General features: G+C 65.0%; 24 protein-coding genes and 2 pseudogenes. 17 read left to right on the forward strand and 9 right to left on the reverse strand.

The window, feature by feature from the left end; genetic code table 11:
* Positions 1–262: 262 nt before the first annotated feature.
* The 11 genes and pseudogenes from NM2_RS31915 (at position 263) to NM2_RS31960 (ending at position 11,542) form a co-directional block, all read left to right on the forward strand.
* A complete protein-coding gene (locus NM2_RS31915; protein WP_067676736.1) occupies positions 263–2,050 on the forward strand; it encodes an adenine deaminase C-terminal domain-containing protein in 1,788 nt (595 codons plus the stop codon).
* A gap of 14 nt (positions 2,051–2,064) precedes the next feature.
* The gene (locus tag NM2_RS31920) at positions 2,065–3,129 is read left to right on the forward strand and encodes an adenosine deaminase family protein (RefSeq protein ID WP_067676738.1); all 1,065 of its coding nucleotides are present in this window, start codon (positions 2,065–2,067) and stop codon (positions 3,127–3,129) included.
* A 23-nt stretch (positions 3,130–3,152) separates the two neighbouring features.
* Positions 3,153–4,106, forward strand: a complete 954-nt coding sequence (locus NM2_RS31925) for an Lrp/AsnC family transcriptional regulator (RefSeq protein WP_067676740.1) — start codon at positions 3,153–3,155, stop codon at positions 4,104–4,106.
* A gap of 155 nt (positions 4,107–4,261) precedes the next feature.
* Complete coding sequence (locus NM2_RS31930; RefSeq protein ID WP_067676742.1) at positions 4,262–5,326, forward strand: ABC transporter substrate-binding protein; 1,065 nt, start codon at positions 4,262–4,264, stop codon at positions 5,324–5,326.
* A 95-nt stretch (positions 5,327–5,421) separates the two neighbouring features.
* Positions 5,422–6,153 (forward strand): ABC transporter permease, encoded by a 732-nt coding sequence (locus NM2_RS31935; protein ID WP_169816273.1) that lies wholly within the window; start codon positions 5,422–5,424, stop codon positions 6,151–6,153.
* The gene (locus NM2_RS31940; protein ID WP_067676744.1) at positions 6,150–6,953 is read left to right on the forward strand and encodes an ABC transporter ATP-binding protein; all 804 of its coding nucleotides are present in this window, start codon (positions 6,150–6,152) and stop codon (positions 6,951–6,953) included. Before NM2_RS31935 ends, NM2_RS31940 begins: the two co-directional genes overlap by 4 nt.
* Positions 6,954–6,993: 40 nt before the next feature.
* Positions 6,994–8,061, forward strand: coding sequence for an isopenicillin N synthase family dioxygenase (locus NM2_RS31945; RefSeq protein WP_067676746.1), 1,068 nt, complete (start codon positions 6,994–6,996; stop codon positions 8,059–8,061).
* Between the two features lie 23 nt (positions 8,062–8,084).
* Entirely contained in the window at positions 8,085–9,134 is a 1,050-nt protein-coding gene (gene add, locus NM2_RS31950; RefSeq protein WP_067676748.1) for an adenosine deaminase, read from the forward strand.
* Positions 9,131–10,531, forward strand: coding sequence for an aspartate aminotransferase family protein (locus NM2_RS31955; RefSeq protein ID WP_169816274.1), 1,401 nt, complete (start codon positions 9,131–9,133; stop codon positions 10,529–10,531). Before add ends, NM2_RS31955 begins: the two co-directional genes overlap by 4 nt.
* 300 nt (positions 10,532–10,831) lie before the next feature.
* Positions 10,832–10,958, forward strand: a pseudogene (locus tag NM2_RS53105) (helix-turn-helix domain-containing protein); the annotation flags it as partial.
* Positions 10,959–11,050: 92 nt separating this feature from the next.
* A complete protein-coding gene (locus NM2_RS31960; RefSeq protein WP_067676782.1) occupies positions 11,051–11,542 on the forward strand; it encodes a MarR family winged helix-turn-helix transcriptional regulator in 492 nt (163 codons plus the stop codon).
* 160 nt (positions 11,543–11,702) lie between these two features.
* Here the strand turns inward: NM2_RS31960 and NM2_RS31965 are convergent.
* Positions 11,703–11,936, reverse strand: a pseudogene (locus NM2_RS31965) (NADPH-dependent FMN reductase); the annotation flags it as partial.
* A 74-nt stretch (positions 11,937–12,010) separates the two neighbouring features.
* Here NM2_RS31965 and NM2_RS31970 point away from each other — a divergent pair.
* Both NM2_RS31970 and NM2_RS31975 read left to right on the forward strand, forming a co-directional pair.
* Positions 12,011–12,517: a VOC family protein gene (locus NM2_RS31970; protein WP_067676752.1), complete on the forward strand. Its 507-nt coding sequence runs from the start codon at positions 12,011–12,013 to the stop codon at positions 12,515–12,517.
* A 227-nt stretch (positions 12,518–12,744) separates the two neighbouring features.
* Positions 12,745–13,524 (forward strand): pirin family protein, encoded by a 780-nt coding sequence (locus NM2_RS31975; protein WP_067676784.1) that lies wholly within the window; start codon positions 12,745–12,747, stop codon positions 13,522–13,524.
* A 185-nt stretch (positions 13,525–13,709) separates the two neighbouring features.
* On the opposite strand, the gene NM2_RS31980 is transcribed toward NM2_RS31975, so the two are convergent.
* Positions 13,710–14,981, reverse strand: coding sequence for a hypothetical protein (locus NM2_RS31980; protein WP_157121437.1), 1,272 nt, complete (start codon positions 14,979–14,981; stop codon positions 13,710–13,712).
* Between the two features lie 75 nt (positions 14,982–15,056).
* Between NM2_RS31980 and NM2_RS31985 the strand changes: the two genes are divergently transcribed.
* Positions 15,057–15,959 carry a LysR substrate-binding domain-containing protein gene (locus NM2_RS31985; protein ID WP_067676756.1) on the forward strand — a complete coding sequence of 301 codons (903 nt, stop codon included), beginning with the start codon at positions 15,057–15,059 and terminating at the stop codon, positions 15,957–15,959.
* A gap of 20 nt (positions 15,960–15,979) precedes the next feature.
* Here the strand turns inward: NM2_RS31985 and NM2_RS53110 are convergent, their stop codons facing one another.
* From NM2_RS53110 to NM2_RS32000, 3 genes are all read right to left on the reverse strand, one after another.
* Positions 15,980–16,360 carry an SDR family oxidoreductase gene (locus NM2_RS53110; RefSeq protein WP_218026032.1) on the reverse strand — a complete coding sequence of 127 codons (381 nt, stop codon included), beginning with the start codon at positions 16,358–16,360 and terminating at the stop codon, positions 15,980–15,982.
* On the reverse strand, positions 16,357–17,340 hold the full coding sequence (locus NM2_RS51040) for an aldo/keto reductase (protein ID WP_067676760.1): 984 nt from the start codon (positions 17,338–17,340) through the stop codon (positions 16,357–16,359). The genes NM2_RS53110 and NM2_RS51040 overlap by 4 nt, the downstream gene beginning before the upstream one ends.
* Positions 17,341–17,618: 278 nt before the next feature.
* On the reverse strand, positions 17,619–18,086 hold the full coding sequence (locus NM2_RS32000; RefSeq protein WP_067676762.1) for a nuclear transport factor 2 family protein: 468 nt from the start codon (positions 18,084–18,086) through the stop codon (positions 17,619–17,621).
* A 101-nt stretch (positions 18,087–18,187) separates the two neighbouring features.
* Here NM2_RS32000 and NM2_RS32005 point away from each other — a divergent pair, with 101 nt between their 5' ends.
* Positions 18,188–18,760, forward strand: coding sequence for a TetR/AcrR family transcriptional regulator (locus NM2_RS32005; RefSeq protein WP_157121438.1), 573 nt, complete (start codon positions 18,188–18,190; stop codon positions 18,758–18,760).
* A gap of 271 nt (positions 18,761–19,031) precedes the next feature.
* On the opposite strand, the gene NM2_RS32010 is transcribed toward NM2_RS32005, so the two are convergent.
* From NM2_RS32010 to NM2_RS32025, 4 genes are all read right to left on the reverse strand, one after another.
* Entirely contained in the window at positions 19,032–19,895 is an 864-nt protein-coding gene (locus NM2_RS32010) for a COG4705 family protein (protein WP_067676786.1), read from the reverse strand.
* A gap of 747 nt (positions 19,896–20,642) precedes the next feature.
* Positions 20,643–21,170: an SRPBCC domain-containing protein gene (locus NM2_RS32015; RefSeq protein WP_084531772.1), complete on the reverse strand. Its 528-nt coding sequence runs from the start codon at positions 21,168–21,170 to the stop codon at positions 20,643–20,645.
* Positions 21,171–21,177: 7 nt separating this feature from the next.
* Positions 21,178–22,425, reverse strand: coding sequence for a COG4705 family protein (locus NM2_RS32020; protein ID WP_067676763.1), 1,248 nt, complete (start codon positions 22,423–22,425; stop codon positions 21,178–21,180).
* Between the two features lie 78 nt (positions 22,426–22,503).
* A complete protein-coding gene (locus NM2_RS32025) occupies positions 22,504–23,121 on the reverse strand; it encodes a DedA family protein (RefSeq protein ID WP_067676765.1) in 618 nt (205 codons plus the stop codon).
* 120 nt (positions 23,122–23,241) lie between these two features.
* Between NM2_RS32025 and NM2_RS32030 the strand changes: the two genes are divergently transcribed.
* Positions 23,242–24,603: a sensor histidine kinase gene (locus tag NM2_RS32030; RefSeq protein ID WP_084531773.1), complete on the forward strand. Its 1,362-nt coding sequence runs from the start codon at positions 23,242–23,244 to the stop codon at positions 24,601–24,603.
* Positions 24,604–24,980: 377 nt separating this feature from the next.
* Positions 24,981–25,976 carry an isocitrate lyase/PEP mutase family protein gene (locus NM2_RS32035; protein ID WP_084531774.1) on the forward strand — a complete coding sequence of 332 codons (996 nt, stop codon included), beginning with the start codon at positions 24,981–24,983 and terminating at the stop codon, positions 25,974–25,976.
* Positions 25,977–26,240: the final 264 nt, after the last annotated feature.

The raw sequence follows: 26,240 nt of genomic DNA on the forward strand, positions 1-26,240 counted from the left end.
CGATCCCGCTCGCGTCGCGCGATCTCGATCAGCAAGTACCAGGTCACCGACGATCATGAGGAGCAGGCACCGATCCTGAGCTTGGCCGCCTGTTACGAGTTGCCCAGGTAAACCCTTGTAAACACTGTGCAACGTCCGTTGGGCACCCCTCGCTCGTTTCCCTCGGGCGATACAAACTTATCGTCATGATGCTTCAATACGGTCGATTTGCTCACCGCCTACGAGAGTCACTTAGCATTACGACGGACCCGGGAACCATGCTATGAAGCCGGCCGAGTGGGCTCCCCTCGTCGACACGGCACTGGGCCGACGACCAGCGGACCGAATACTCCAAGGCGGCTCGGTACTTTTCACGCCGACCGGTGAGATCAGGCCTGCCGATGTGGCGGTGGTGGGTGATCGAGTCGCTTTCGTCGGTGATTGTGCCGATCTCCGCAACTCCGACACAGATGTCGTCGATGTCACCGGCGCATTTCTGCTGCCTGGTTTCATCGACGGCCACCTCCATCCGGAGAACAGCCGACTAGCACCGCATGCGGTCGCCGAGACGCTGGTGCCGGCAGGGACCACCTCGATCGTCACCGGACTCGATCACACGGCAGCCGCTGGCGGCATCGACGGAGTTCGCCGTGCCCTCGACATGTTCGCCGCTACGCATCTCAATGTCCTATGGGCCTCACCGTTCCGCCTCCCCTATACCGTGCCCGCGGCATCGACACCCGAACCGTGGGGTATCGAGCAGCAGCAAACCGCGATGGCCTGGCCGGAGTGCGTGGGCGTCTGGGAACTCTGCCCCGGGTTCGTCGAGCAGCACGATGCGGTCACGACGGCCGCCATCGCCGAGGCGGCCCGGCGCAATCTGGGCATCTACGGCTCGGTCCCCTGCGCCGACCGAGACCTGCGTGTGGTCGCCGCCCATGTCGCGGCCGGCCTGAGCGTCGACCATGAGGCCTTCGATATCGAGGAACTCCGTGCGAAACTTCGGCTCGGGCTCTATGCGCTGTTGCGCGACTCTCCAGTCGAGCCCTTCCTGCCGATCTTGATCGGTCTGGTCACGGACGACCCCCAGCTCTCCCACTCGATCGGATTCTGCACCGACGAGTTCGCCGCTGCCGATGTCATGCTGCGAGGCCACGTGAACCGTCTCGTCCGTGACGCAGTGGCACTCGGCCTTCCGGCGCGCACGGCCGCCCAGATGGCGACGATCAACACCGCGCGCATGTATCGGGTCGACGACCGTGTGGGAAGCATCGCGCCCGGGCGACGGGCCGACATCCTGGTGTGTGACGACCTGACCGAGTTCGTGCCACGGATGGTCTTCGCTCAGGGGAGGTTGGCCGCTCGCGACGGGGTTTACCTCGGCGACGAGGAGGACCCACCGCGCAGCGCGCAATCCGTGACAGCCGTGCCGTTCGAACGACCGGTGATCACGAGCGATGACGTCACCATCGGGGCGACGGTCGACGGCGACATCCCGGCGCTGGTGATCGAGCTGACCGACAACGCATTCCACCGCAAAGCCAGCACGATCACGGTTCCCGTGCGGGGCGGGACCGTGCGCGTCGACAAGGCGGACGACCTGTGCATCGCGGCCTATGTGGTACGCAAGCCGCGAGACCGGCGGCCACCGGGACTGGGGCTCGTCACCGGCTTCGGACTAACCTCCGGCGCGATCGCGACGTCGTGTTCTCCCGATGACGAGAACATCCTGTGCGTGGGCCGCACTCCGGCCGACGTGGCGCTGGCGATCAACACCGTGATTCGCCACGGCGGCGGCGACGTGGTGGTCGATCAGGGCGAAGTCGTGCATCTCCTGCCGCTCCCCGTCGAAGGAATCATGTCCGCGCTTTCCCTTGCGGAGTACCTGGATGCCGAGGCGCGGCTGGAGAATGCGGCCCGCCGCCTCGGATGCCGGGTCGAGCACCCCATGATGGTCCTGGGCATCCTGGGCATCACCGGCACTCCCGAGATCGGTCTCTCCGAATACGGCGTCGTCGACTACTCGAAGCGGGCAGTCGTCCCACTCTTCGCCTCTCCGGTCCACCCATAACAGAAAAGGCCCACATGAACACCGTTCCCTCCATAGCCACCCTGGCGCTACAGGTGCCCAAGGTGGATGTGCACTGCCACCTGAACGGCTGCGTCAGCCCCACCGCGCTCCTCGAACTGGCGAGACAGCGTGGGCGTCACATCGACGAGCCGGCCGTGCGAGATGCCTTCGACCTCGTGTCGGCCACCGACGACGACCGCGAGCCCAAGTTCTTCCGCGGCCTCGACCTCGTGGCCGGCATGTTGCGATCCCCCGATGACCTGGAATTCGTCGTGCAGGCCTTCGCACGTGAAAGCCACGCTGCCGGGCTTCGATACGTCGAGATGTTCGTCAACCCCACCGCGCTCATGCGCACGGGAATGTCCTTCGTCCAGGTCCGTGACGGACTCGTCGCCGGGGCGCGCGCCGCGGCAGCCGACTCGGGTGTGACGATCCGTTTCATCGCCTGCTTTCTGAGAGAAGAGCCGACCGACTACGCAGAGGCGATGCTCGACGAACTCCTGCGACACCGTTGCGACGAGTTCATCGGCGTAGGCCTCGACGGACCGGAGTACCTCCCGATCTCCGGCCACGATCGCTTCATCGACGTCTTCCGCCGCGCCGGCGCGGCGGGGTTCAAGCGCACCGCACACCTGACGGAAACCTCTCCACGCGATCTGATCACCTGTCTTGATCACCTCGGGTGCGACCGCATCGATCATGGCTACCCCGTGGCGCAAGATCCTGAGATGATGGCGCGGCTGCGTGACTCCGGCGTGCCTGTGACGTGCTGCCTGACCATCACGCGCGATATCCTCGGCCCGCTGGACGCCCGCTACCTCGCGCCGGCGACCCACCCCGCCACACTGCTGATGAATGCGGGCATCCCGGTGACACTCGGGACCGACGATCCGTCATTCGTGCGTTCGGATATCGGCCGGGAGTATCTGCTGGCCGCGCAGTGGTACGGATGGAGCTTCGCCGACCTCAGCGCTATGTCGCTCCGCGGCATCGAGGCGACGTGGCTCGATACCGTCGACCAACGCGGGCTCCGTCGCAGTTTCGAAGAGGAACTCCGCCTCTTGCACTCGGCATCGTGAAGTATTCGGACATAGGGAGCGATATGGAATCGGCGCGGCCCGATACAACGTTCACCGGATCCGGCATCCGCATCGACGAGATCGACCGCAAACTGCTGCAGTCACTGGAGCGAGAGGGACGAGCCACGGTCAAGGGCCTTGCCGAGGAGCATGGCCTTTCCCGTGCGACCATCCATTCCCGCATGCGCGCGCTCGCGGAAAGGGACGTCTTCAAGGTTCTCGGGCTGGTGAATCCGGATTACCTGGGTAGGCCAGCAGTAATCGTGTTCTTCATCAAGGTGCTGTCCGATGCGGCACAAGTGCTCGAGGATGTCTGGGCCCTGCCCGAGATCTCCTGGGCGGGGGCCATGACCGACGCGATCACTGTGCTTGCGCAAGGCTCGTTCGCCAATCTGGCCGAAGCCGCCGAGTTCACCAACACACGGCTTCGTGCGCACCCGACAGTCGACGAGGTCGACCCGCACGTTCTCACCGAAGTCCTCAATCCAGCTCGTACGGGCCAGCGTAAGAAACCGGCCTGGTACACCGCTGCACGCAACGAGCCGCTGGATCCGGTCGATCTCGCGATCGCGCAGATACTCCAGCGCGACGGGCGAACCCCATTCGCGCAATTGGCCGAAGCTGCCGGACTTTCCGTCGCGGCCACACGGCAACGCGCCGTCAAACTCATGGAGTCGGGCATCGTCCAGATCCGCACCATCATCGACCCGGCCGCGCTCGGTCGGCAGAGCCTCGGCATCGTCTGCATCAAGCTGCGAGGCAGCGCCACAACCGTGATGCATCAGCTGGCCGATATGGCGGATGTGCACTACGTCGACCAGACCCTCGGCACCTACCCCATTCTGTCGGAATTCCACAGCCGGACCCTTGCCGATCTGGAGCAACGACGCCGCGAGATCGACCTGCTGCCCGACGTGCGATCCACTCGCCTACTTCTGCTGCAGAAGACGACGACCTACGGAGGCAACTGGGTCTGACGAACAGGCATGACACGGGCGTAACCACATCGCAATACTATGCAATGCCATGTAAATCATATGTGAATCAACACAATTGCACTGGATTACCGCCACATGACTAGACAGAATGATTGTATGAACGCTCGATACAATTAATCTGAAAAGGGCAAGCGGTGAAACCAGTCAACTTCAAGATGGGTCTGACTTGCCGCGCGGCGCGTCGCCTGACGACCGCCGTCGCGGCCATAGTCCTCGCGTCGACGGGGCTCGTAGCATGTGGTTCGGGCTCCGATTCGGCGGGCACCGATGGTGGGCTCGCCACCGTGACGTTCGCGTTGGACTACATGCCCGGCCCCGCGCACAACGGCCTTGCTCTCGCCGTCGAGAACGGGATCTTCGCGCGGCACGGCATCAAGGTAAATATCCTCCCGTTCACCAGTGCGGCCCCAGACGGGCTTGTCGCCTCGGGCAAGGCCGACTTCGCTCTCAACTGGGGCGCGACCTACGCGCTGGCCGATTTCGCACAAGGGTTGCCGGTAACCGCGGTATACGCGCTTTACCAGCACAATCCCAACATTCTCGCGGTGATGAAATCCTCTGATATCACCTCGCCACAGGGCCTCGGCGGCCGTCGGCTCGGCACCTATGGTTCAGCGAACGAGGAGGTCATGGCGAACACCATGATCTCCGCTGACGGCGGCACCAAGAAGATCGTGCCGGTAACCGTCGGGAACACGCTGTACCAAGCGATGTCGAGCGGCAAGGTCGACGGCGCGTTGATCTACAAGAGCGACGAGTTCTACTTCCGGGGCGGGGAGGCGTCGCTGCGCACATGGGACGCGCTGAAGTACGGCGTACCCGATATGTACGGAAACCTGGTCATCGCTAATAACAGCTTCTTGGCAGCACATGCGGATGTGGCAAAGAAATTCCTGGCTGCCTTCACCGAGGCCTACAACCAGACTCTCGCGGATCCGGCTCCGGGAAACGCCGCTCTGACGAAGCTCTTCCCCGGAAAGATCGACACCGCGGAAGTCGACTACGTATCGAAATACCAGAGCTCCTACCTCTTCGTGGACCCCAAGGGAACTACCGGAACAATGGATATGAAGGTGTGGCGAGAAACCCTCGCCTACATGGTCAAGAACAATCTCCTGGCAGACAACGACGGTAAAACGCTCAACGGTGACATCGACCTCACCAAGTACGTCACCAACCAATATCTTCCGGCATCATGACCGCCGTAACAGCGAGGATTCCCTCGATTCGGCCCACGATCGCTTGGACGCGACGAACACAACCCTTTCGCAGGACTCTGGGGACCCAGATCGCGGTGATTGCCGTTGTCCTGGGCATATGGGAGCTGGCTGTCCGGATCATCCAGCCATCTCCCTTGGTGCTGCCGTCACCGTCCCAGGTATGGAACGGGGCATGGCACGACCGGGTGAACCTGTGGGCGAACACCGTTCCCACCCTGGTGGAAACCGTCGAAGGGGTGGCGGCCTCCATCGTGGTGTCGGCGGTGGTCGCCACGGCATTGGACTTCTTCCCTCGGGCCCGTCATTCGGTGCTGCCACTGTTCGTCGCGGCACAAGCCGTTCCGGTCGTCGCGATCGCACCCCTGATGGTGACCTGGCTCGGCTTCGGTCTTCCTCCGAAAGTCATTCTCGTCGTGATCGCGACGTTCTTCCCGATCACCGTGGCCGCGGTCCAAGGCCTCAACTCGGCCGATGTCGAAGCCGGGAAGCTCTTGCGGTCAATGGGGGCGAGCCGATGGCAGATCTATCGGTACCTGCGAGCTCCTTCATCGCTGCCGTTCGTGATCACGGGCATTCGTGTCGTGATGAGCTACGCCGTCACCGCGGCCGTCTTCGCCGAGTACGTGGGCGGGGAGAAGGGGCTCGGCATATACCTGCAGACGCAGATCAGCACCCTGCGTACGAATCTGGTGTTCGCCATGGTCCTGGTCGTGGTCGCTTTCAGCGTCCTTCTCTTCCTGCTCACATACCTCATCGAAGCGCTGATAGCTCCCTGGGAGCGGCGGCGGAAGGCGGCTGGACGATGAACCCCGAGCAGCAACCGATCCTGTCGGTCCGCAACGTCACCAAGGCGTTCCACCCACGAGGAGCAGATCCGCTCCAGGTGATCTCCGATGTGTCCATGGATATCAGCCGGGGAGAGTTCGTGTCCATCGTGGGACCCAGCGGGTCCGGCAAATCGACCGTGATGTCGATGCTCGCCGGACTCGAGGAGCCGGACTCCGGCCTCATGCTGGCCGAGGGGACCGCGACGCATGGTCTCTCGTCCCACTGCGCGTATATGCCGCAGAAGGACCTGCTCTTTCCCTGGCACACCATCGTGGGCAACGCCGCGCTGGCGCTACGCCTGCAGGGACGATCACGTCGCCGAGCCGAATCCGAGGTGCGGGACCTGTTGCCGACCTTCGGACTGGAGGACTTCGGCGACAGCTATCCATGGGAACTGTCCGGGGGTATGCGGCAGAGGGCGGCCCTGCTCCGGACGGTGGCGATCGGCCGGCCCATACTACTGCTCGACGAGCCTTTCGGAGCGCTCGACTACCTGACCCGCACCGAACTCCAAATGTGGCTCGCGACGACCGCCCATGAACAGGGATGGACAGTCGTTCTGATCACTCACGATGTGCCCGAGGCGGTACTGCTCTCCGACCGGATCTACGTCCTGTCCCAGAAGCCGGCCGTGATCGACCTCGTGCTCGACGTCGGGATTCCCGGCAAGCGCACGATCGACACTCTCGGCCACCCCGACTTCGCGAGGTTCGAGCACATCCTTCTCGAACGGCTCACGGCTGTCGGCCGCGGCCGACCCACCGCGACGTCCGTGTGAATCGCATCCCTTGCCCATATCACCTTTCAGGAGCTCCTTCATGTCCAGCGTCGACGCAGGGACCACGGTCCCGGTCATCGACATCTCCGACTTCCTGGCCGGCAAAGATCCCACGCACGCTGTCGCCGCGCTCGCGGATGCGTGCGAGAACGTGGGCTTCTTACAGGTCGTCGGTCACGGCATCCCCCAGGATGCCCTCGATCACGTCGACAGCGCGATGAAACTGCTTGCGCAGCGACCACTTACCGAACTGGCGGAGCTGACCTCGCCGTCGGGTCACCCGTTCCGCGGGGTCGAGATTCGTCGCGGGCAGCGCGGAGATGCCGCGGACGAGGATATCGCGGTCGTTCGTCTCCAGGTCTGCCGTTTCGACAACCCGCAGGAGGCGGAGTCCGCCGGAGTCCCGCCCGAATTTTCCGACTACTTCGTCCCGAACATCTGGCCGACCAGCGTTCCCAGCCTCGAGCCGGCTTTCCGCGAGCTGTTCGGCCATACCCGGGCATTCGGCGCGCAGCTGATGCAACTGTGCGCACTCGCGCTGGGACTTCCTCAGGACCACTTCGACGACCAACTCATCCTCGACGCGTCAACGATCTCGGCCAACTACTACCCACCGCAGGAAGAACTGTCGACACCCGACAACCCCAGGGTGACCCTGCAGCCACACACCGACAGCGGCGTGCTCACGCTTCTCCACCAAACCGGTGACTACACGGGGCTACAACTGCAGGCGACCGACGGCACCTGGATCGACGTGCCGGTCGTCGCGGGCGCGTTGATCATCAATCTCGGCGATCTGATCTCGCGCTGGACGAACGATCGCTGGAAATCGACGAGCCACCGCGTCATCGCTGCTCAGGAACCTGGCAAGGCCCGCTTGTCCATCCCCACCTTCTACCTGCCGGCGTTGGATACCGTCATCGACACGTTCGAGGTATTCGTCGAGGGCGGGCAGAAGAAATACGAACCCATCACCCCGTACGAGTGGGAGTCGGCATATCTGTCCCGCTACTACCCGACACGGGATTTCGAGCACGTCGCCACGCGTCCCCCCATCCCCGATCCCATCCGGCATGCCCGGGATGTCACCACCCCGAATTCCCGTTGACCTCCAGATGAGGAGAACACCCCATGGCGATCGACAACGATCTCGAACTGATCCGCAAGCTCCCCAAAGTGGAGCTCCACTGGCATCTCGACGGCTCGATTCGCGCCGAGACTGCGATCGACCTTGCCCGGAAGAACGACATCGCGCTTCCGACATATGACCCAGAGACTCTCTATCCCCCGGGGTATGACCAGGACACATTCCTGCGCACGCTCTTCGCCGTCTGCCCCGTTATCGCCACTCCCGACGACTACCGCCGCGTCGCCTTCGAGGCGATCAGTGACGGCGTTGCCGCCGGAAACGTGCGTTATGCGGAGCTGTTCTTCCAGGCAACCGCCCATCCCGCGATGAGCTACCCCGAGATGATCGCCGGGCTCGTCGAAGGAATACGCGACGCCGAGCAGGCAACCGGTGTCCGGTGTGGTCTCATCGCGGGCATCAACCGTGGTGAGGACACCTCGGTGGCCGTGGAACTGGTGCAGAACATGCTCGCCCATCCCCATGAGAAGGTGATCGGGATCGGCATCGACGGCGACAACTTCGTCGGGCCGGCGGCGAAGTTCGTCGAGGCGTTCGATTTGGCCGAACGCCACGGCCTGCATCGGACAGCCCACGCCGGCTTGCCACTGGAGGACACCGCCGACGCGCTCGATCTCCTGCACTGCGAGCGAATCGACCACGGCTACTACGTGCTGCGCAACCGCGAACTGCTCGAGCGAGTTGTCGAGCAGCGCATCCATCACACCGCGTGCTGGACATGCGCCAGCTACTATTTCGACACCACACCCGAGGCATCGCCTATCCAGGGGATGATCGAGGCGCAGGTCTCGACGTCGATCAACACCGACGACCCGTCGCTGTTCCACACCGACATCGGTGAGGAGTACGTGCGCGCCGCCCAGAATCTCGGATGGGATGTGGAGACAGCTTTCGCGCGCGTCCTGGACGCCATCGACGGCGCTTTCCTTCCGGAATGCGAACGCGCGCAATTACGCACTCAGCTCACCCTGGAGAAGGACTCGCTGATCGCGGCCGCCGGGCAGTCCGAGTCGCCGACCGGGAACTCTCGATGAAGCCGCTGAGAGAGCCGCGTCCTACCGCAGCCGGGGAGTCCGTATTCGACGTGATGCGTCAGGAATACGTCGACACCCACCCGGCCTCACAGGCAATGTATCTACGGGCGAAACTCGCCCTGGCGGGCGGATCGAGTCACAACTTCCGCGCACTCCAGCCGTTCCCGCTCTACTTCACACAGGGGAGGGGCGCCCTCATCTGGGACGTGGACGGCACACCGCATGTCGACCACGCGCTCAACGGCGCCTCCGCGATCCTGGGACACGCATACCCCACCGTCGTGGAGGCCATTCGCGCCTACAACCCAACACGACCGGGTGCGACGAACACGGAACTCGAGGTGCTCTGGGGTGAACGCCTCAAAGCCCTCTTCCCTGCAGCCGACCTGGTCCGTTTCACCGGCTCCGGAAGCGAATCGAGCACCTTGGCATTCCGCCTCGCACGTGCATTCACAGGCAAGCCGCGGATCCTGCGCTTCCACCGCTCCTATCACGGCTGGCATGACCAGCTCATGATCGGCAACATGGCGCCGTACGACCAGGCCCCGACGGGCGTACCAACCTCGGAGACGGACACCGTGGTTGCGATGTCGCTCGACGGCGATCTATCCGCCGTGGCGGAGAGGCTCGCCGTCGGCGACATTGCCGCCGTGATCGTTGAACCCTCGGGAGCAGGCATGGGACTGACACCGCTGGCACCCGCGAAACTCCGCGCGCTCCGCGACCTGGCTCGCCGACATGACGTGCTTTTCATCGCCGACGAGAACATCACTGGGTTGCGGTGGGCACCAGGTGGCGTTCAGGAACAGCTCGAACTCGACCCGGACATCTCCTTGCTGGGCAAGATCGCCACCGGCGGATACCCAGGGGGAGTCGTGCTCGGCAAGCAGGCCGTGATGGAGCAGATCGCATCCGGTATCCGTTCCACGGTCGGACATTCCGGGACCTTCAACGGGCATCCCCTCACGGCCACAGCCGCGATCGCGACTATCGAGGCACTCGTCGACGGATCCGCTCAGCGCCGCGCCACCATGTACGCCGATAGACTGAAATCCGCGCTCAACGAGGTATTCGCGGAGCTCGGGATCGCTGGCTTCGCCTATGGGTTGGCGTCGACTTACTGGGTCCATCTCCGTCCGGCGAACGCGCCCGACGTCGGCATCACACCCGGAGTCGCAAGTCTCGGAGGCATTGCTCCGTCTCAACTCGCGAACGGCCCGCTCGACATCAGTGAAGCCCTGATGTGGGGTCTTGCTACTGAGGGAGTAATCAATTCGATTTTCAATGGTGGCTTCACCTCGGCCGCCCACGGAGATCACGAACTGGAGACCACAGTGTATGCGTACCGCAGGGTCCTTACCCGGCTACGTTCCGCCGGCATCGTCTCGGCGTCGTAATCCGCCTCGAGCCGAGCCTGCCCCACCCCCTACATAAAAGACAGTTCAGCCCGGCAGGGTTGTGGTCTGGGTGTGACCTGACCCCATAGTTTCGGTCCAGGTTGATGTGGCGGTTTTCCCGACGCCGGCCATGCCGTCGATCGCGTGGATCGACACCGCCCGCCTCTGGTCCGCGGCGTCGAGGATCTGCTGCAACTCCCGGTCCCGGCCGAGGAACACGCGAGGCGCGGGGGGAAGGCCGGTGGTGATCGGTTCCCGGGGTGGCGGCGTCTCATAGTAAGGATGATGTCGTCCTCGTTGCGGATCTCCGACGAGGCCCGGTCGGGACCGGTATCTGAGGCGACTCGAACGCCAACGTATTGCCACGCTGCGCGAACGCGGTCTCGGGATCCGTGAGATCGCCCGCCGCCTCGGACGAGCATCTTCCGAGTAGTGGCGGTGGCCTGGGCCAGCCGCTGTGACGCCGGTTTCCGCTGATAGTTTCTCTGTAAACCATCCGCGTATGGTGGGGGAGTGGAGGTGTCTGAACCGCAGTGGCTCGAGCCGGAGCAGGCCCGGACGTGGCGGGCGTATATCGACGCATCGCGGCTGCTGCAGGGAGCGATGGAGCGGCAGTTGTCCCGGGACAGCGGGATCGGGTTCGCGGACTTCGAGATTCTCGTCGCGTTGTCGGAGGCTCCCGATCGGCGATTGCGGATGGCCGATGTCGCCGACCGGATCATGACGACCCGTGGGGGAGTCTCTCGTGCGCTGGCCCGGTTGGTTCGCGCCGGGTGGGCGGAGCGGCTCGGCTGCGAGGATGACGGCCGTGGCGTGTGGGCGGTATTGACCGCGGCGGGCTGGGACAAGTTGGTCGAGACCGCTCCAGGGCATGTGGAGACGGTTCGCAAGCATCTGTTCGATGCTCTCACACCCGCCGAGGTGAGTCGGCTCGGTGATGTGCTGTCCCGGGTCGTCGAGCACTTGGATCCCGCTGCGGCGCAACGCGCCCTCGGCCGACCTCGGGCCTGACCACATCGGTACGTTGACGCGGCGCGTGGTGCTTCGTCGACCATATTGACCTTCATCGGGGTGAAGTTGTACCCATCCGCACGCCCGGTCGCCGGGTCGGTCGGTGAGCCGAGAAGCAAGACCCCACCGGACCGACCCGGCGTCCATGTTTCGGTGGGTGTCAGCGGCGCATGTGATTGGTTGCGTCGACGAGATTGTCCAAGAGGGTGGTCAGTTCGCCGGCCCGGCGCTCGATCGGTGCGAAGCCGTCGGGCCCGAAGTCGGTGAACAGGCCGAGTGCGACTTGGCTGCGGATGTCGATCACCTGGAAGTTGGCGACGATCTGACGCCACTGTTCCACGGCGCGGATACCGCCGTCGGCGCCGTGGGAGACGAAACCGATCGTCTTCTCGAAGAATGATTGACTAGGAAACTACTTGGGTTACCGTTGAGGAGTCGGCCCGATAGCGATTGGGAGGAGCGGGAGAGATGAACGAGACCGAGCAGCGACGTTCCGCGGAGCAGGAAACGATGCGTGCGCGGCTGCGGGAGAAGTACATGCGGCCGCACGACGATGCTCCCGCGTCCACGGCTCGCGGGTTGCACCACACGGCGCTGGTCTCCTCGGATGTCGAACGGACTGTCCGGTTCTATCAGGACCTGCTCGGCTTCCCGCTGGTCGAGTTGATCGAGAACCGCGACTACCCGGGGTCTTCGCACTTCTTCTTCGATATCGGTAACGGGAATCTGTTGGCGTTCTTCGACTTTCCGGGCCTGGACCTCGGTCCGTACCAGGAGGTTCTCGGGGGCTTGCACCATGTGGCGATCAGCCTCGAACCCTCGCAGTGGGAGACGCTGCGCGACAGACTGACCGATGCCGGGGTCGAGTTCGTCGAGCACAGTGAGGTGTCGATGTACTTCCGCGACCCCGACGGCGCCCGGATCGAGCTGATCGCCGACCCGCTGGGACAGATGTACGGAAGCCGGATTCTGTGAGCGTACTCGACCGGCCGCACGTCTGGCGGCCCGGGGTCGATGCTCCACCACTCCTGCTTCTCCACGGCACCGGTGGCGACGAGCAAGGGTGTGCTGGACGAAGACGACCTGCGGGAACGCATCCAACGGCGTGGGGCACATGAGGTTCCGGAGTCGGTCATTCCTGACCTGCGCCGGTTTCTGCTCGAATGCGTCCCGCCCCGATACGCACTGTGAAAGGCGTCGATATGCAATACGTCGAACCGTCCGTCGACATTCGCCGCGCGGGCGAGCGGTTCGCCACCGATGCTGGGTGGCTGGACTCGAAGCATTCGTTCTCGTTCGGCGGCCACTACGACCCGGACAACACCCACCACGGGTTGCTCCTGGTGAACAACGACGACATCGTCACGCCGGGAATGGGATTCGAGACGCACCCGCACCGGGACATGGAGATCGTCACGTGGGTCCTGCGAGGGTCGCTCGTGCACCAGGACTCGATGGGTAATTCGGGGGTGATCTACCCGGGGCTCGCGCAGCGGATGAGTGCGGGTACCGGCATCCTGCACTCGGAGAAGAACGACTCCTGGCGCCTGTCCGCCGCCGATTCCGCACACGCGGCCCGCCACGAGGATCCTGTGCACTTCGTCCAGATGTGGGTGGTACCCGACGAGGCCGGAATCACGCCGTCGTATGAGCAGCTCGAGATCGACGGCGAATTGCTCTCCGGCGGGCTGGTTCCCGTGGCATCGGGCATGCCCGAGCACGCCGACCACGCCGCGATCCGGATCAGCAACCGATACGCCACGATGCACGTGGCGCGGATGCAGCCGGGGCAGGATCCCATCACGCTTCCGGACGCGCCCTTCCTACATGTCTTCGTCGCGCGGGGGCAGGTCGCGATGGAAGGCGCCGGGGTCCTGGACGAGGGTGACGCCGTTCGCCTGCGCGGCGGCGGACAGGCACTGACCACGGATATGGGCGCCGAGGTCATCGTGTGGGAGATGCACGCGACGATCGCTACCTGATACCTGCGGCGGGCGAATCGAACATAGGAACGAGGATGCCCCTGTCACTCAGGTGAGTGGGCGTCCTCGGCATTTGTAGTGCGATAGCCGGTGTGGCTTCGAGACGACACCGTGCGCTCCCGGTGCCGCAATTGGGCGGTCACCAGGCGCGTCATCGGTTGTGGAAATCACGGGTGCGCGGGTCGTTATCTGCCGAGCAGGACGGTGCGAACCGCGGCGAGGTCGGTACCGATCTGCGCAGCCCGGGTCAGTGACTCGTCGACCATGTCTGCGAATCGTTGTGCCCCGCCCAGGGATTCGACGGTTTGTGCCGAGATGAATTTGATCATCAGCGCCGAGGTTCCCGGTGGTAATCCGGCGAAGTGCACGGTAAGCAGGCCGTGGTCGGCCAGCAGCACGGCGGCCAGCAACGCTGTCGCCTCGATGGGAGCCAGTTTCACCGATCGGCCACCGCCGCGCCGGTCGAGTTCGTCTCGAATCGCCTCGCCGGTCAGCTCGAAGATGAACGGGGTGCTGTCGACGATGTCCCCGAGGCGGGCCTGCAGCAGTGCGCCGATCGTGGCGGTGGAGGCGACGAGATCGCGCACCTGTTGATCGCTGTACCGCCGCAGCGATTCCACGACCGCCGGATAGAGTACGGGGCGGCATTCGCTGCCCAGTTCGAAGGCGCGTGCGCGTGCGGCAGCGACGAGTTCGGTTCGCCCGCCCAATAACCCGACCCGCGGCCCCGCCACTCCGTACTTGTCCAAGCCGGTGGCGCACAGATCGACATCCAGCGCCAGGCTGCGCTGCTGGCCCAGTAGTGCAGGGCCGACCCGCGCTCCCCCCGCGTCGTCGAGCACGACTACTGCTCCCCGGGCGTGAGCCAGCTGCACGATCTGTTGCATATCCGTCTGGTCCAGGGCCTCGTAGGTGACAGCGAGCCGGGTCAAGGCGACAACGCTCACGTCCGGCTCCTGCTCCAGCGCGGCACGGAACTCATTCAGGCCGACCGTGTCGGTGAACCGGGCTCCCGCATCGCGTGCGGCGCGCCGCACACAGGGATGGCTGTAGCCGGCTGAGACGCCGATCACCGTGGACCCCGGCCGCGCACAGACCTGCATCGCCACGTAGATGGCCGCGGTCAGCCTGTTGGTCACGGCGATGTCGTGAACAGCCGGGGAGCCGCCGAAGTGTTCCAACCCGAGCGCCCGGACCTGCTCGCTATATGACGCCCCTGCCCATTCGTCGTCGAGTTCCCATTCGTCCGTATCCGCCGGTATGGGCAACCCCCGCGCGAGCCCGCTGACGTTGTACAGCGGCAGGGCTTTGGCACGCCGCAGACGGATCACCCGCCACGCCTGGTCGAGTTTGGCGACATGATCGCCCGTATCGCGGAGCACAGTCCCCGCGGCATAGGGTGTCTCGCCCGATCGGGCCGGGCGGGTCATCGGTATGGCCACTGCATGTTCGGTCATGTATTCAGCTAAACACCGTCATTTACCTGCAACAAGCGCATTCTTTGCAGCCTGATACATGCATATTATGCAGCTATGGTCGATGTGCGCGGCTTGCAACTTCTGCATTATCTGGATGTCCATGAGACCTTGGCCGCAGCCGCGGATGCCCTGTATCTGAGCCACTCCGCCGCCAGCCACCGGCTGGCCGTTCTCGAACGAGAGGTCGGGGTTCCGGTCACCGAACGCATCGGGCGCCGGTTGCGGCTCACCGAGACCGGGCGCGCTCTGGCTGCCTGTGCACACAGGCTGCACCGGGAGATCGAAACCACTGATGCGATCATCGAGCAGGCGCGCACCACGGTCGCGGGCCGCGTGCGTATCGGGCTGTTCCAGACCGCCGCCCTGCGGCTTCTGCCCGTCGTGCTGGGCGATCTGCGGACCGCCTACCCCGCGGTGACCCTCGAGAGCACCCAGACCCTCGCGTTGTCGGCGCTGACGAGTCTGCAGACCGGGGAACTCGATCTGGCCGTCGTACCCGCCTATCACTACCGCAACGCCCCACCGCCGCCCGGACTACATCACGAGCGGTTGTACACCGACCGCGCACAACTCGTTCTGCCCGAGAACCATCGGCTCCACCGCAGAACCGATCCGATCGATATCACCGAGCTGCGTGACGAGGAATGGATCGCGGGAGAGACCATCACTCATCTGCTCACCCCTTGGTGCGAACAGGCCGGGTTCCGGCCCGCGATCGTCCATCACAGCAGCGAGTACCGGGTCATGATCACACTCGCTGGCCTCGGGTACGGAATCACCTTCCTGCCGATTATTCCCAATCTCATTCCGACCACCCCCCACGTCGTACTCAAACGCCTCGACATCCCCGACCACCACCAGGACGTGCTGCTGATCTGCCGCGATACCAGCCGCGCCCGCCCCGCGGTGCAGGCCGTCCGCGCACTCATACTTCAATGCGCACAGCAGATCTCATAAACACGCGGCCCGATGGCCGATCAGAAAGTGTTGTGGCGCAAGAACAACGGTGCCGATTCGGTTGCCGATGCGTCCGCCGAGGCCGGCGACCGCGAACTGCTGCAACTCCTGGTTCTGATTCGGGTCGGTGAACACACCCGCCCGTCGATCGCGGTCGGCAGGATAGCGTTGACGGTGCCCCCGCGGCCGGTGAGTTCCAGTGCCAGCACCTGCACCCTGTAGGACGGTGCCAGTTTGCTCGAGCCGTACAGCGCCTGGTTCGGGACCGGGGCGATGAATGTGCTGGTCCCGATGCAGATGATCCGGCCGCCGTTGGCGACGTGGCGTGCTGCGGCCCGCAGGGTGAGCAGCGTGCCCTTGGTGTTGCGGGTGAATGCCTGGTCGAACTGCCGGTGGATCAGCCGTGGAGCGTTCCCATCTGTTCGGGGGCATAGCGGTCGCCAGTGACCACGCCGCGCGGCGCGACCGCCTCGATCGCGGCAATATCGTCGGCACTCAGCGTCACTTCTGTCGCGGCGACGTTTTCTTCGAGGTAGCTGCGGCGCTTGGTGCCGGGGATGGCCACCGCTTCCTGATGCTGGACCCAGGCCAGTGCCAACTGGGAGACCGTGACGCCCTTGTCGTTGGCGAGGCGGCCGACCTCGCTGACGACGTCGAGGTTGCGGTCGAAGTTCTCGCCCTGGAATCGCGGGTCGTTGCGGCGCCAGTCGTCTTCGGTGAAGTCGGCGGGACTGGTGATCGCACCGGAGAGGAAGCCGCGCCCCAACGGGGCGTAGGCGACCAGCCCGATTCCCAGCTCCTGCAGCGTGTCGCGTACCCCGTCGTTTTCGATGCCTCGCTCGAACAGCGAGTACTCGGTCTGAACGGCAGTCAGCGGGTGCACGGCGTGAGCACGCCGGATGGTCTGCGCGGAGGCTTCGCATACGCCGATGTAGCGGACCTTGCCCTCGTCGACCAGTTCGGCCAGCGCGCCGACGGTCTCCTCGATGGGCACCTTGGGATCGATGCGGTGGAGGTAGTAGAGGTCGACGTGGTCGGTGCCCAGGTGCCGCAATGAGCGTTCGAGGGCTCGGCGGACGTATTCGGGCCGGCCGTTGAGGTCGAGCACCGTACCGTTGTCGTCGATCTCGATCCCGGTCTTGGTGGCGACCACGGCAGCGTCGCGTCGGCCTGTCAGCGCTCTGCCCAGCAGTTGCTCGTTGATGAACGGCCCGTAGGCCTCGGCGGTGTCGAGCAAGGTGACGCCGAGTTCGAGCGCACGGTCGATGGTGGCCAGCGCCTCCGTCTCGTCGGTGGCGCCGTAGTAGACGCTCATCCCCATGAGGCCCAGGCCCTGGGCGCCGACGGACAAGCCCTGGCTTCCCAATGCGCGGTGTCGCATGTGTAACTCCCTTCTCCCGCAGAGGTGACAACTGATTGGAAGGGGCAACTGCTGAATAGATGCCCCTCCGATCCCCCGGAAAGTGAAACTGACCCTGGCCCAGCCCGCCGTCGCGCCAGGTACACCTCTTTCGCGTCGGGCCTTCGGCCAACACCTCGGGCTACGGCGTAACGCCGAGTCGACGCGGACGGGCCTGGAAGGCGAGAATGCGCCGGACCCAGCTCGTGCCGCGGGCTGGCACGCGTGCGTCGGTGACAGCGGCCGAAGCCTGCGCGCGGTTACGGCTGGGAGGCGCGGGTCTCGGTCCAGTCGACCATCAGCCGGCGTTCGGCGAACAACCACTCACCGTCCTGCTTGACGAATTGGTCCAGATAGCGAATCGAGGCGATCATCAGTTTCCGTTGCCCGGCCTCGTCGGAGAACACGTGGTGGGCGATGCAGTAGCTTTCGCCCGTCGCCCGATCGCCGTCGAGATCGACGGTGCTCTGCCCGTTGAAGTGGGTTGTCGCGGTGTAGGTGTTCAGGTTCTCGAAGATCGGGATCAACGCATCGCGGCCGTGTAGATCCTGGGTCGGCTCCGCGGAGGTGGCGTCCATGTACACCACGAAATGCGTGTCGGTGGTGAACAGCTCACGCTGGCCCTTGGCGTCGCGGCGGTCAGCGCAGTGGGCGTAAGCATCGACCAGCTCACGGATCGCCAGCCGATCGGCGGCTTCCTGCGGTGAGAGTGCAGAGTGCGCATTCACGGCGGTATCCCCTTTCGCCGAAGCTAGAACTAATTGACACTTGTATACAATCATGCTGTAAGTTTGCTGGCAAGGAAACTTTTGGACAGAGGGGGGCATAGGTGAGTGTTCAGCCCGATCCTCGGGTTGCCCGGACGAACCATGCGCTGCGACAGGCCGTGGTGGAACTCGCCTCGCAGCGACCGATCTCTCAGGTCACCGTGGCCGAGCTGGCAGCCCGCGCAGGGACCACCCGCGCGACCTTCTACAAGCGTTTCATCAGCCCTCAGGAACTTCTGATCGAGGTGTTGTGCGCGGATCTCGATCGAGGACATCGGCTCGAAGACGAGAACCGTTCAACAGGCCGATACTCGGGACCCGAACTCACCCGAATGGGCGTCGACGAGGTTGCCGAACATGTGCTGAGATTCGAGGCGGTCTACCGCCACGTCTTGGAGGACCGGGCCGACCATGTCGTGCACCAGGCCCTGGTGCGCCACTTCGCCGACTACACCCTCAGGCAACTGCTCGACCTGGACCTCGCGGGGCTGCCGCCCGCCAACCGCCACCTCATGGCCCAGTTCCTCGCACACGGATTCGCCGGTGCCATCACCAGCTGGCTCAGCGACGAAACCCTCACCAAACAGGAACTGGTCGATGCCGCCATCGCGTGCGCGCCCGCGTGGTGGAGCTGAACAGCGTATGTCTCCCACCGCATCAGGTACGGGCGCGGCCACGGTCGTGCCCTTGACTGGTAGTGGTTATGAGTATCTGCATGAGGTTCCGGCTTATATGAATGGCACCGGTTCGACGGGCTGGATGATCACCGGCTCTGGCTCACTTCCGGCATGGGGAGCGGCTTATACCTCATGCTGAGGCTGGTTGGCCCGGTCGGTCGTGTCATCGCCTCGAGTGGCTCCGGCAGATGTGGGTGATGTAGGTGATGTAGGGAAGTTGGTGGCCCGGTCAGTGGGTGGTCCGGGGCTCGGCGCTGCCGGCGCCAACTTTGGACTCCTCGTTCAGTACGGGTTCGACCTCGGCGGAGCTGTGCTCGCGGCGGTGCTGCTGGTGGCTGTACGCGATCCCGGCGATGAGGACGGCCAGCAGCGCGGCCGAAGTTCCGTAGGTGCCCAGTGCCAGACCCCCGGACGCGTGCGGTTTGGACAGCAGGTCGCCGCCGGTGGCTCCGAGTGGACGAGTGAGCACGAACGCGATCCAGAACAGCAGAACGCCGGGGATTTTCGTGAAGTAGTGCGCGGCAAGGATTGCGGCCATGACCGCGGCGATGAGTACGGCGCTGCCCCAGTAGCCCAGACCGGAGCTGTCGGACAGGAAGTCGCCGGTCGAGGTGCCCAGGGTGTTGGACAGCAGGATCGCCGCCCAATACAGCAGTTCTCCCCGGAAGGTCGTGATGTTGGCGACGTCGTAGGTTTGGCCGCTGAATTTCCATATCAGGAACACCGCAGCCAAGCCGCTGATCAGTATCGCGGCACCGGCGGGATAGCCCAATCCCCCAGCGGTGGACGTGCCGTGCCCTGGGCCGCGGTTGAGCAGGTCGGACATGGTGGTACCGGCTGTGCTGGTCGCCGCGATCACGGTCCAGTACAGCGCCGGGTGGAATCGGCGGGCGCGCAGTTGGATGAGCAGGCTCACCACCAGGATGGCCAGGAACAGCAGGGTCGCATCGATGTAGCCGAGTTTCAGGGTTTGCGAGATCATGTCGCCGCCGGTCTCGCCCAGGGTGGTGGCGGCGATCTTGAGTACCCAGAACATGACGGTGATCTGCGGCAGCTTGTAGCGGGTGACAAGGTCGCTGGCCGGTACTGTCATATCCTCCACTCGCTTCTCACCGCACATGCGGCGCATCGGATGATCTCGCTCTGTAGTGTGCCCGAGCCGAGCTGAGACCAAGCTGAGGAACCAGCGCTTGGTACGCGACGCGGGACCGGCGCTGACCCAGTCGGCACTGCGGGATCGTGCGCTGCCTGGGCTGGTCGTCGTACAACGGTGTCGCGCACTTGGCCGCCAACGCCGCCTGAACCCGACCCCTGGAACCGGATATGGGACGGTCTATTGAGAATCGTCCCGCGCAGAATCAAGGGCCCAAGTTATAGGCAGGTTACCGAGAAACGTGCGCCGCATGCTTCTAGGTGGCGGAAAAGTCCGTGGTACTGACCGTTTTCCCCGTTATAGGAGGCATGCGCTGGGGGACTCGCCGGAGGATTGCCAGATGAGTGGGTGGCGTGGATGGGGTGGGCATCCGCCGTCGCGATATCGGGTGGAGAAAGACATAGCGCGGTGGTGGAGCCCCGCCCGCCCGCATCGTCTCCGGCACAGGCGAGGCCCCGGGCGAGGGGTACGGCAGGCACCGATTGCAGAGCTGAGCGTTGAGCGCGCAGCGCGGGGTCTTTGATTCTTCCGTCCATCCCTGGTTGCGCCGGATGTCTTCCCCCCGGGTCCAGATCCCTACCGCGACGGCTTTCGGACTCGGGGCCGTGCGGATTCGCAGCGGCGCTGGGATACCTGCTCGCGCTGTGTGGTCTATGGGTCTGGCGACAGCACGGCCGGGCCGGAGCGTCACCCAGTCGTAAACCGGTCGGCCGCTTCGACATACGAGGCCAGGTGGGCCAGTGCGGAGGCGATCCCGGCCTCGTGTGCTGCTTGGTCGATGCCCGGTGGCACGTCGGTGGCGATGACGGAGACCTCGCTTCCCGCACTGGTGGCGGTGATCTGCCAGGTCATCGTCATGGTGCCCGCGTATGAGGGGTCCTGTGCCTCGAACACCGCCTGCTGCATTACGCGCTCGGGCGGTACCAGTTCGGCGAACTCGACGTCGACGACATCGGTCGCATCGGAACTCTTGCCGGGGGCCTCGACCGGATCGAGATAGGTCAGGACCATCCGGAACCCGCCACTGCGGCTGGGGTCCCACCGCTGGATCCGCCCGCGCATACCGTCGGGTGGCAGCCAAGTCTCCAGGGACTCCCGGGCACAGCATTCTGCTGCCCGCCTGGATCGGCGGCCAATGGGGCTGGACACCGGGAACAGCTCGCTGACCCCTTGCAGTGCCCCGACGACGATCGATTCCAGATAGGTGATGGCCATGTCCGATTCACCCGAGACTGGTCAGCAGAGTGGTCAATGTCCGGGACTCGACCGCGGGGTCGGGTGTGGCGGCGCGCACGGCGTGTAGTGCGGCGTCGATCTGGTGATCGAGGGTGTCCCAGGCGGAGGCGTCCATCGGTTGCAGAGTGTCCTGATCCTTGTCCCAGGCGGTTTCGAGGTCCTTGATCCGCGTCTTGGCCTCGGCCTGTTGTCCGGCTTGGACTTTGGTGAGGGTGTCTCGAGTGATGGTGCGGTAGTTGGCGATATCGGCCGTGGGGAAGTGCGCGGTCACCGGGCCGGAGGCTACTGCCGCGGTGGATGGTGTGGCGGCGGTCTCGTCGTCTCCGGCTGCGCTGGAATGCGGTTGCGCCGCAGCCCACACCAGCAGTACCCCGGCCGCGACCGCGACGAGTGCGTAGTAGGCGAGCATGAGCCGCTCGCGTGCCGGGCTCGCGGCGGAAACCGGTGGCGTAGTGGGTGTTTGCGGTGTTTCGATGACGTCGGCGCGGGTGCGGGTGAGGTAGACGACGGTGGCCAGGATGGCGAGGAGGAATATGACGCTGGTCACTGCGGTGCCGACCCCGAGGCCGTGATCGGCGCGCGAGGAGGCGAACCAGTCGCCGAGGTTCGCGCCCAGCGGGCGGGTGAGGATGTAGCCGAGCCAGAACGACAGCACCGCGTTCGCTCCCAGTCGCCATCCGAGTGCGATCGCGGCGATCAGCCCGGCGGGCAGCAGTACCGAAGTGCCAGGCCCCCAGCCGGTCAATTGCAGTGTCCAGTCACCGGCGGCGGTGCCGAGGGCGAAGGTGACCAGAACCGCCAGCCAGTAGAACAATTCACGAGGCAGGGTGACGATGGAGTGGATCGACAGGGTCCGCTCCCGGGCGAACCAGACGCCGAACACCACAGCCAGGGCCGCGGCGAAGACGCTGGTGCTCACCGCGAGTGGCACATGCAGGGTGTCGGTAAGGATGTCGGTGTACAGGGTGCCGGTCACGCTGAGCACGACCACCGTAAACCAGTAGACGAACGGCACATACCGGCCCACACGTAGCTGCCAGACCAGCACGACGGCCAGCACGACAGTGAACAACAGCGCCGTGAGGGCCAGACCTACCCCGAGGGAGGTGTTGATCCAGTCGGCGAAGCTTTCTCCTACCGTGGTGCACAGGATCTTGATGATCCAGAACCACACCGTGACCTCGGGCACCTTGCTCAGCAGGCGCCGGGTCGAATCAACCTGGGAGTTCGTCATCTCCGTCACGGTCGGCGAACGTATCGACCGACGGCTGTGACTGCGCTGAGAAACGAAGAACCGACTTGATCAGTCACTTCACTGCTCGTTCGAACGCACCGCGGCTCGACGCCGACGCCGCACAACCACCACGACCGCGACGGCGATCGCCAGCACCACCAGCGCCGCGACGAGGTAGCTCGGGCCTCGGAGGGTGTCTTCGAGGTGATGCCAGTTGGCGCCCACCCCGTACCCGGCCACGGCCAGGGCCGCGGTCCACGGCAGACAACCGGCGAGGGTGTAGAGCCCGAATCGGGCGGCGGACATGCCGGCGATGCCCGCAGGCAAGGAGATGAAGGTGCGGATCCCGGGCAGCAGTCGAGCCCAGAAGACCGAGGAGGCGCCGCGGCGCACGAACCAGTCCTGGGCTCGGTCGATGTCCTCGGTGCGCAGGAAGATGTAGCGGCCCCAGCGATGCAGGGCGGCGCGGCCGCCGTATCGGCCTACCAGCCAGGCCAGGTAGCTACCGAGGACATTGCCGGCGGTACCGGCGACAATGACCGCGATCAGGTTGGGGTGCGGCCCGCTGACCGCACCCGCTGCCAAGGCTCCGCCCAACAGCATGGTGACTTCGGACGGGATCGGGATACACGCCGATTCGGCAGCCATCAGCAGCAGGATCGCGGTGAGACCGTAGGTGAGGATCAGATGCTGCACGGCAGGGCCTCGCAGACCGGCACGGAATTCGATAACACCGTGCCACAGTGACAAAACAGCGCTGAGAACCCGCTGAGATCGAGCCCCCGATTCGATCCGATGTCGTCGAGAATGTCTGGCATGCGCAACCTCGGCATCGTCTGCGCACCGTCGCGGTGGGGTCTGCGGGTGCGCTCGGCGCTCATCGCGGCGGGAGTGGTCGCGGTCGTGGTGCTGCTCGGTGCTGTGCTCATGCTGTCGCTGCTGTACAGGTCGTTGTACGGCTCGGTCGATGCCCGTGCGCTCGCGCGGATCACCGAAATCACCGGGCAACTGCACACCGAAACTCCTGCCGCGCTGGACCCGGCGCTGCTGGCGGCCACCTCGCACATCGAAGCGGTGCAGATCCTCGACTCCACCGGAGCGCCGGTCCGATCCTCGTCCGCGGCGCCCGAGCGAGCACTCTTGCCTCCGTCGTCCGGCCCGGTGACCGGGTTGTCCGTCGACGGGCTCGCCGACCTGCGAGTCTCGGCGCGCACGGTTCACAGCCCGGCGGGAACGTTCACGGTTGTGGCCGCGGTCAGCGGTGAGCCGGCCGAGGACGCATTCCACGACGTGACACTCGGACTGGCCCTGAGCGTACCGATCGTCGTCCTGGCCGCCGCGGCAGCGACCTACGCGCTGGTCGGACGGTCACTGGCGTCGATGGAGGCGATCCGGGCCAGGGTTGCCGCTATCGGTACTTCCGAACTCGCACAACGGGTTCCGGTTCCAGCCACCCGCGACGAGGTCGCGCGGCTGGCCACCACGATGAATGAGATGCTCGCCCGCATCCAGACGGGACACGCCGCCCAGCGGCGCTTCCTCGCCGACGCCTCACACGAGCTGCGCAGTCCGCTGGCCACCGTGGTGGCGGGCCTGGAACTTGCCCACCATCATCCCGAGGCCCTCGACGAAGCCATGATCGGATCGACCCTGTTACCCGAGGCGCTCCGCATGCAAAAGCTCATCGACGACCTGCTCACCCTGGCCGCGGCCGACGATCACGGCCTCACGCTGCGCACCATCGACGTCGACCTCGACGACATCACCGCTACGGTCCTGGGACTGCAACGACGCACGCCGGCAGTGGAAGTGACGGCGCAATTGCACCCCGCCCAGGTGATCGGCGACCCACAAGCGCTCACCCGTGTCGTACGCAACCTGATCGACAACGCCCTCACCCACGCCCACTCGACCGTTGCCGTCACGACCTCCACAACCGACCACGCAGCACTGCTGGTCATCGACGACGACGGGCCAGGGATCCCCGCGGCGGACCGTTCCCGGATCTTCGACCGGTTCGTCCGCCTCCAACACGACCGCGCGCGCAGCAGCGGAGGCACCGGACTGGGGCTGGCCATCGTCGCCGAAATCGTTGCCGCACACCACGGCACCGTCCAGGTGAGCGAATCACCACTGGGCGGTGCACGATTGCGCGTGACCCTGCCCCTGCGCACCTGACCGAATGCGGTTGCGGATATTGCGCGGTGGCGGCTCGCAGTAACCCCGAGTATGCCCATCACGGTGCCGCCCATCCACCGCGGATCTGAGCGCGCACATCGATCAACGTGCGTCTCAGCGTTTCCTCAGCACTCGTTTGACACGTTCGTGTCATGGATTCCGTCTCCGGCCGCTTCCGACACGACAACACCGGCGGATGTGACGGCGCCGCCGGAAAACTGAGCGTCCGGGAGGAGGTCGATACCTCTCACGCCACAGCGCGCGGCGTCCCATCGGGTCCGCGGTGCGCCGAGTGAACAACCACGTCCTCACGAAGCGAGCCGCCACCAGTCCACCCCGGAGACCGACCGTCTCGTATACAGGGAAGGCACGAAAACATGAGCTATGGCACCGCATTGCGCACCGAGATCTCCGGTGACGGGGTCACCCCGTTGGTCGGAATCTATGACATGTACTCCGCGTCCATCGCCGCGCAGCACTACAACGGCATGTTCGTGTCCGGATTCGGTTTCGCCGCTTCCTATTACGGGTTGCCCGACATCGGCTACATCGCCTGGCCCGACATGGTCGGCTTCGTTCAACGGTTGCGGCTGGCGTTCCCGCGCCAGCATCTGCTGGTCGACATCGACGACGGCTACGTCGACCCCGAGGTCGCCTGCCACGTGGTCGAGCAGTTGGAGGCGATCGGCGCGTCCGGGGTGATCCTGGAAGACCAGAAACGGCCCCGTCGTTGTGGGCACGTTTCCGGCAAACAGATCCTCCCGCTCGAGGAGTATCTGGACAAGCTCGAGCTGGTACTTGCGACGCGCACCGACCTGGTGGTGGTGGCCCGCACCGATGCCACCGACGAGCACGAGATCTTGCGCCGGGCCGAGGCACTGGCGGCCACCGACGCCGACGTGCTGCTGATCGATGGGGTGCGCAGCATCGAATGGATCCGCAAGGTGCGCGGGGTGATCGGCTCGAAACCGTTGCTGTTCAACCAGATCGCGGGCGGGCTCTCACCGCGGCTGTCGCTGAGCGAGCTCGATGAACTCGGTGTCGACGTCGCGATCTACTCCACTCCGTGCCTGTTCGCGGCCCACACCGCGATGAGCCACGCACTGCGGCAATTGCGTGCCAACGACGGGCGTCTGGACCCGATCGGCGATGGCGAGGTCGGGGTGGCCGAGTCGATCGGCCTGCTCGAACACAACATCTCCCGGCACCACCCCCGTAACCGGGACTCCGAGCCCGGGCTGGCGGGGGCACCGTCACAGCATTGGCGCGGAGAACACGGATCGACTCCAGGACTTGTCGAGGCCGACTGTCGGCCTCACCGAATGTCTCTCGACACCCCCGTGTACATGCCCCGACCCCGGACTCACCCGTGACCGAGCCCGGGCTCGGTCACGAGTCGCACCGAACTCGTCCCACCACCATCCGGCGGGCCGGGCGATCAACAGCAAGCCGCACCGTCATCGCTCAGCGTCTGCATCGGCGCCGGCCGCGCAGGTGTCCGGGGGCGTCCTCGGTGGTGCAGCGAGCGTGGCTTTCACCTACGGGTTCGGGCACCGGTTCGGCACGGCCGTCAGCTGACACCCGGCATCCGACGGAGCGGTATTTTTCCCGATCCCGGGTATCGCCCACTCAGGCAA

The organism is Nocardia miyunensis NBRC 108239, from assembly GCF_001613065.1.
GTDB lineage: Bacteria > Actinomycetota > Actinomycetes > Mycobacteriales > Mycobacteriaceae > Nocardia > Nocardia miyunensis.

What these genes read in the sequence shown, in the direction of transcription:
- NM2_RS31920 (WP_067676738.1), top strand. Translation starts at nt 2,065, where the DNA reads ATGAACACCGTTCCCTCCATAGCCACCCTGGCGCTACAGGTGCCCAAG.
- NM2_RS51040 (WP_067676760.1), bottom strand. Translation starts at nt 17,340, where the DNA reads ATGCGACACCGCGCATTGGGAAGCCAGGGCTTGTCCGTCGGCGCCCAG.
- NM2_RS31985 (WP_067676756.1), top strand. Translation starts at nt 15,057, where the DNA reads ATGGTCGATGTGCGCGGCTTGCAACTTCTGCATTATCTGGATGTCCAT.
- NM2_RS31925 (WP_067676740.1), top strand. Translation starts at nt 3,153, where the DNA reads ATGGAATCGGCGCGGCCCGATACAACGTTCACCGGATCCGGCATCCGC.
- add (WP_067676748.1), top strand. Translation starts at nt 8,085, where the DNA reads ATGGCGATCGACAACGATCTCGAACTGATCCGCAAGCTCCCCAAAGTG.
- NM2_RS31970 (WP_067676752.1), top strand. Translation starts at nt 12,011, where the DNA reads ATGAACGAGACCGAGCAGCGACGTTCCGCGGAGCAGGAAACGATGCGT.
- NM2_RS32035 (WP_084531774.1), top strand. Translation starts at nt 24,981, where the DNA reads ATGAGCTATGGCACCGCATTGCGCACCGAGATCTCCGGTGACGGGGTC.
- NM2_RS32020 (WP_067676763.1), bottom strand. Translation starts at nt 22,425, where the DNA reads ATGACGAACTCCCAGGTTGATTCGACCCGGCGCCTGCTGAGCAAGGTG.
- NM2_RS31940 (WP_067676744.1), top strand. Translation starts at nt 6,150, where the DNA reads ATGAACCCCGAGCAGCAACCGATCCTGTCGGTCCGCAACGTCACCAAG.
- NM2_RS31975 (WP_067676784.1), top strand. Translation starts at nt 12,745, where the DNA reads ATGCAATACGTCGAACCGTCCGTCGACATTCGCCGCGCGGGCGAGCGG.
- NM2_RS32015 (WP_084531772.1), bottom strand. Translation starts at nt 21,170, where the DNA reads ATGGCCATCACCTATCTGGAATCGATCGTCGTCGGGGCACTGCAAGGG.
- NM2_RS32010 (WP_067676786.1), bottom strand. Translation starts at nt 19,895, where the DNA reads ATGACAGTACCGGCCAGCGACCTTGTCACCCGCTACAAGCTGCCGCAG.
- NM2_RS31945 (WP_067676746.1), top strand. Translation starts at nt 6,994, where the DNA reads ATGTCCAGCGTCGACGCAGGGACCACGGTCCCGGTCATCGACATCTCC.
- NM2_RS31955 (WP_169816274.1), top strand. Translation starts at nt 9,131, where the DNA reads ATGAAGCCGCTGAGAGAGCCGCGTCCTACCGCAGCCGGGGAGTCCGTA.
- NM2_RS31980 (WP_157121437.1), bottom strand. Translation starts at nt 14,981, where the DNA reads ATGACCGAACATGCAGTGGCCATACCGATGACCCGCCCGGCCCGATCG.
- NM2_RS31915 (WP_067676736.1), top strand. Translation starts at nt 263, where the DNA reads ATGAAGCCGGCCGAGTGGGCTCCCCTCGTCGACACGGCACTGGGCCGA.
- NM2_RS32030 (WP_084531773.1), top strand. Translation starts at nt 23,242, where the DNA reads ATGCGCAACCTCGGCATCGTCTGCGCACCGTCGCGGTGGGGTCTGCGG.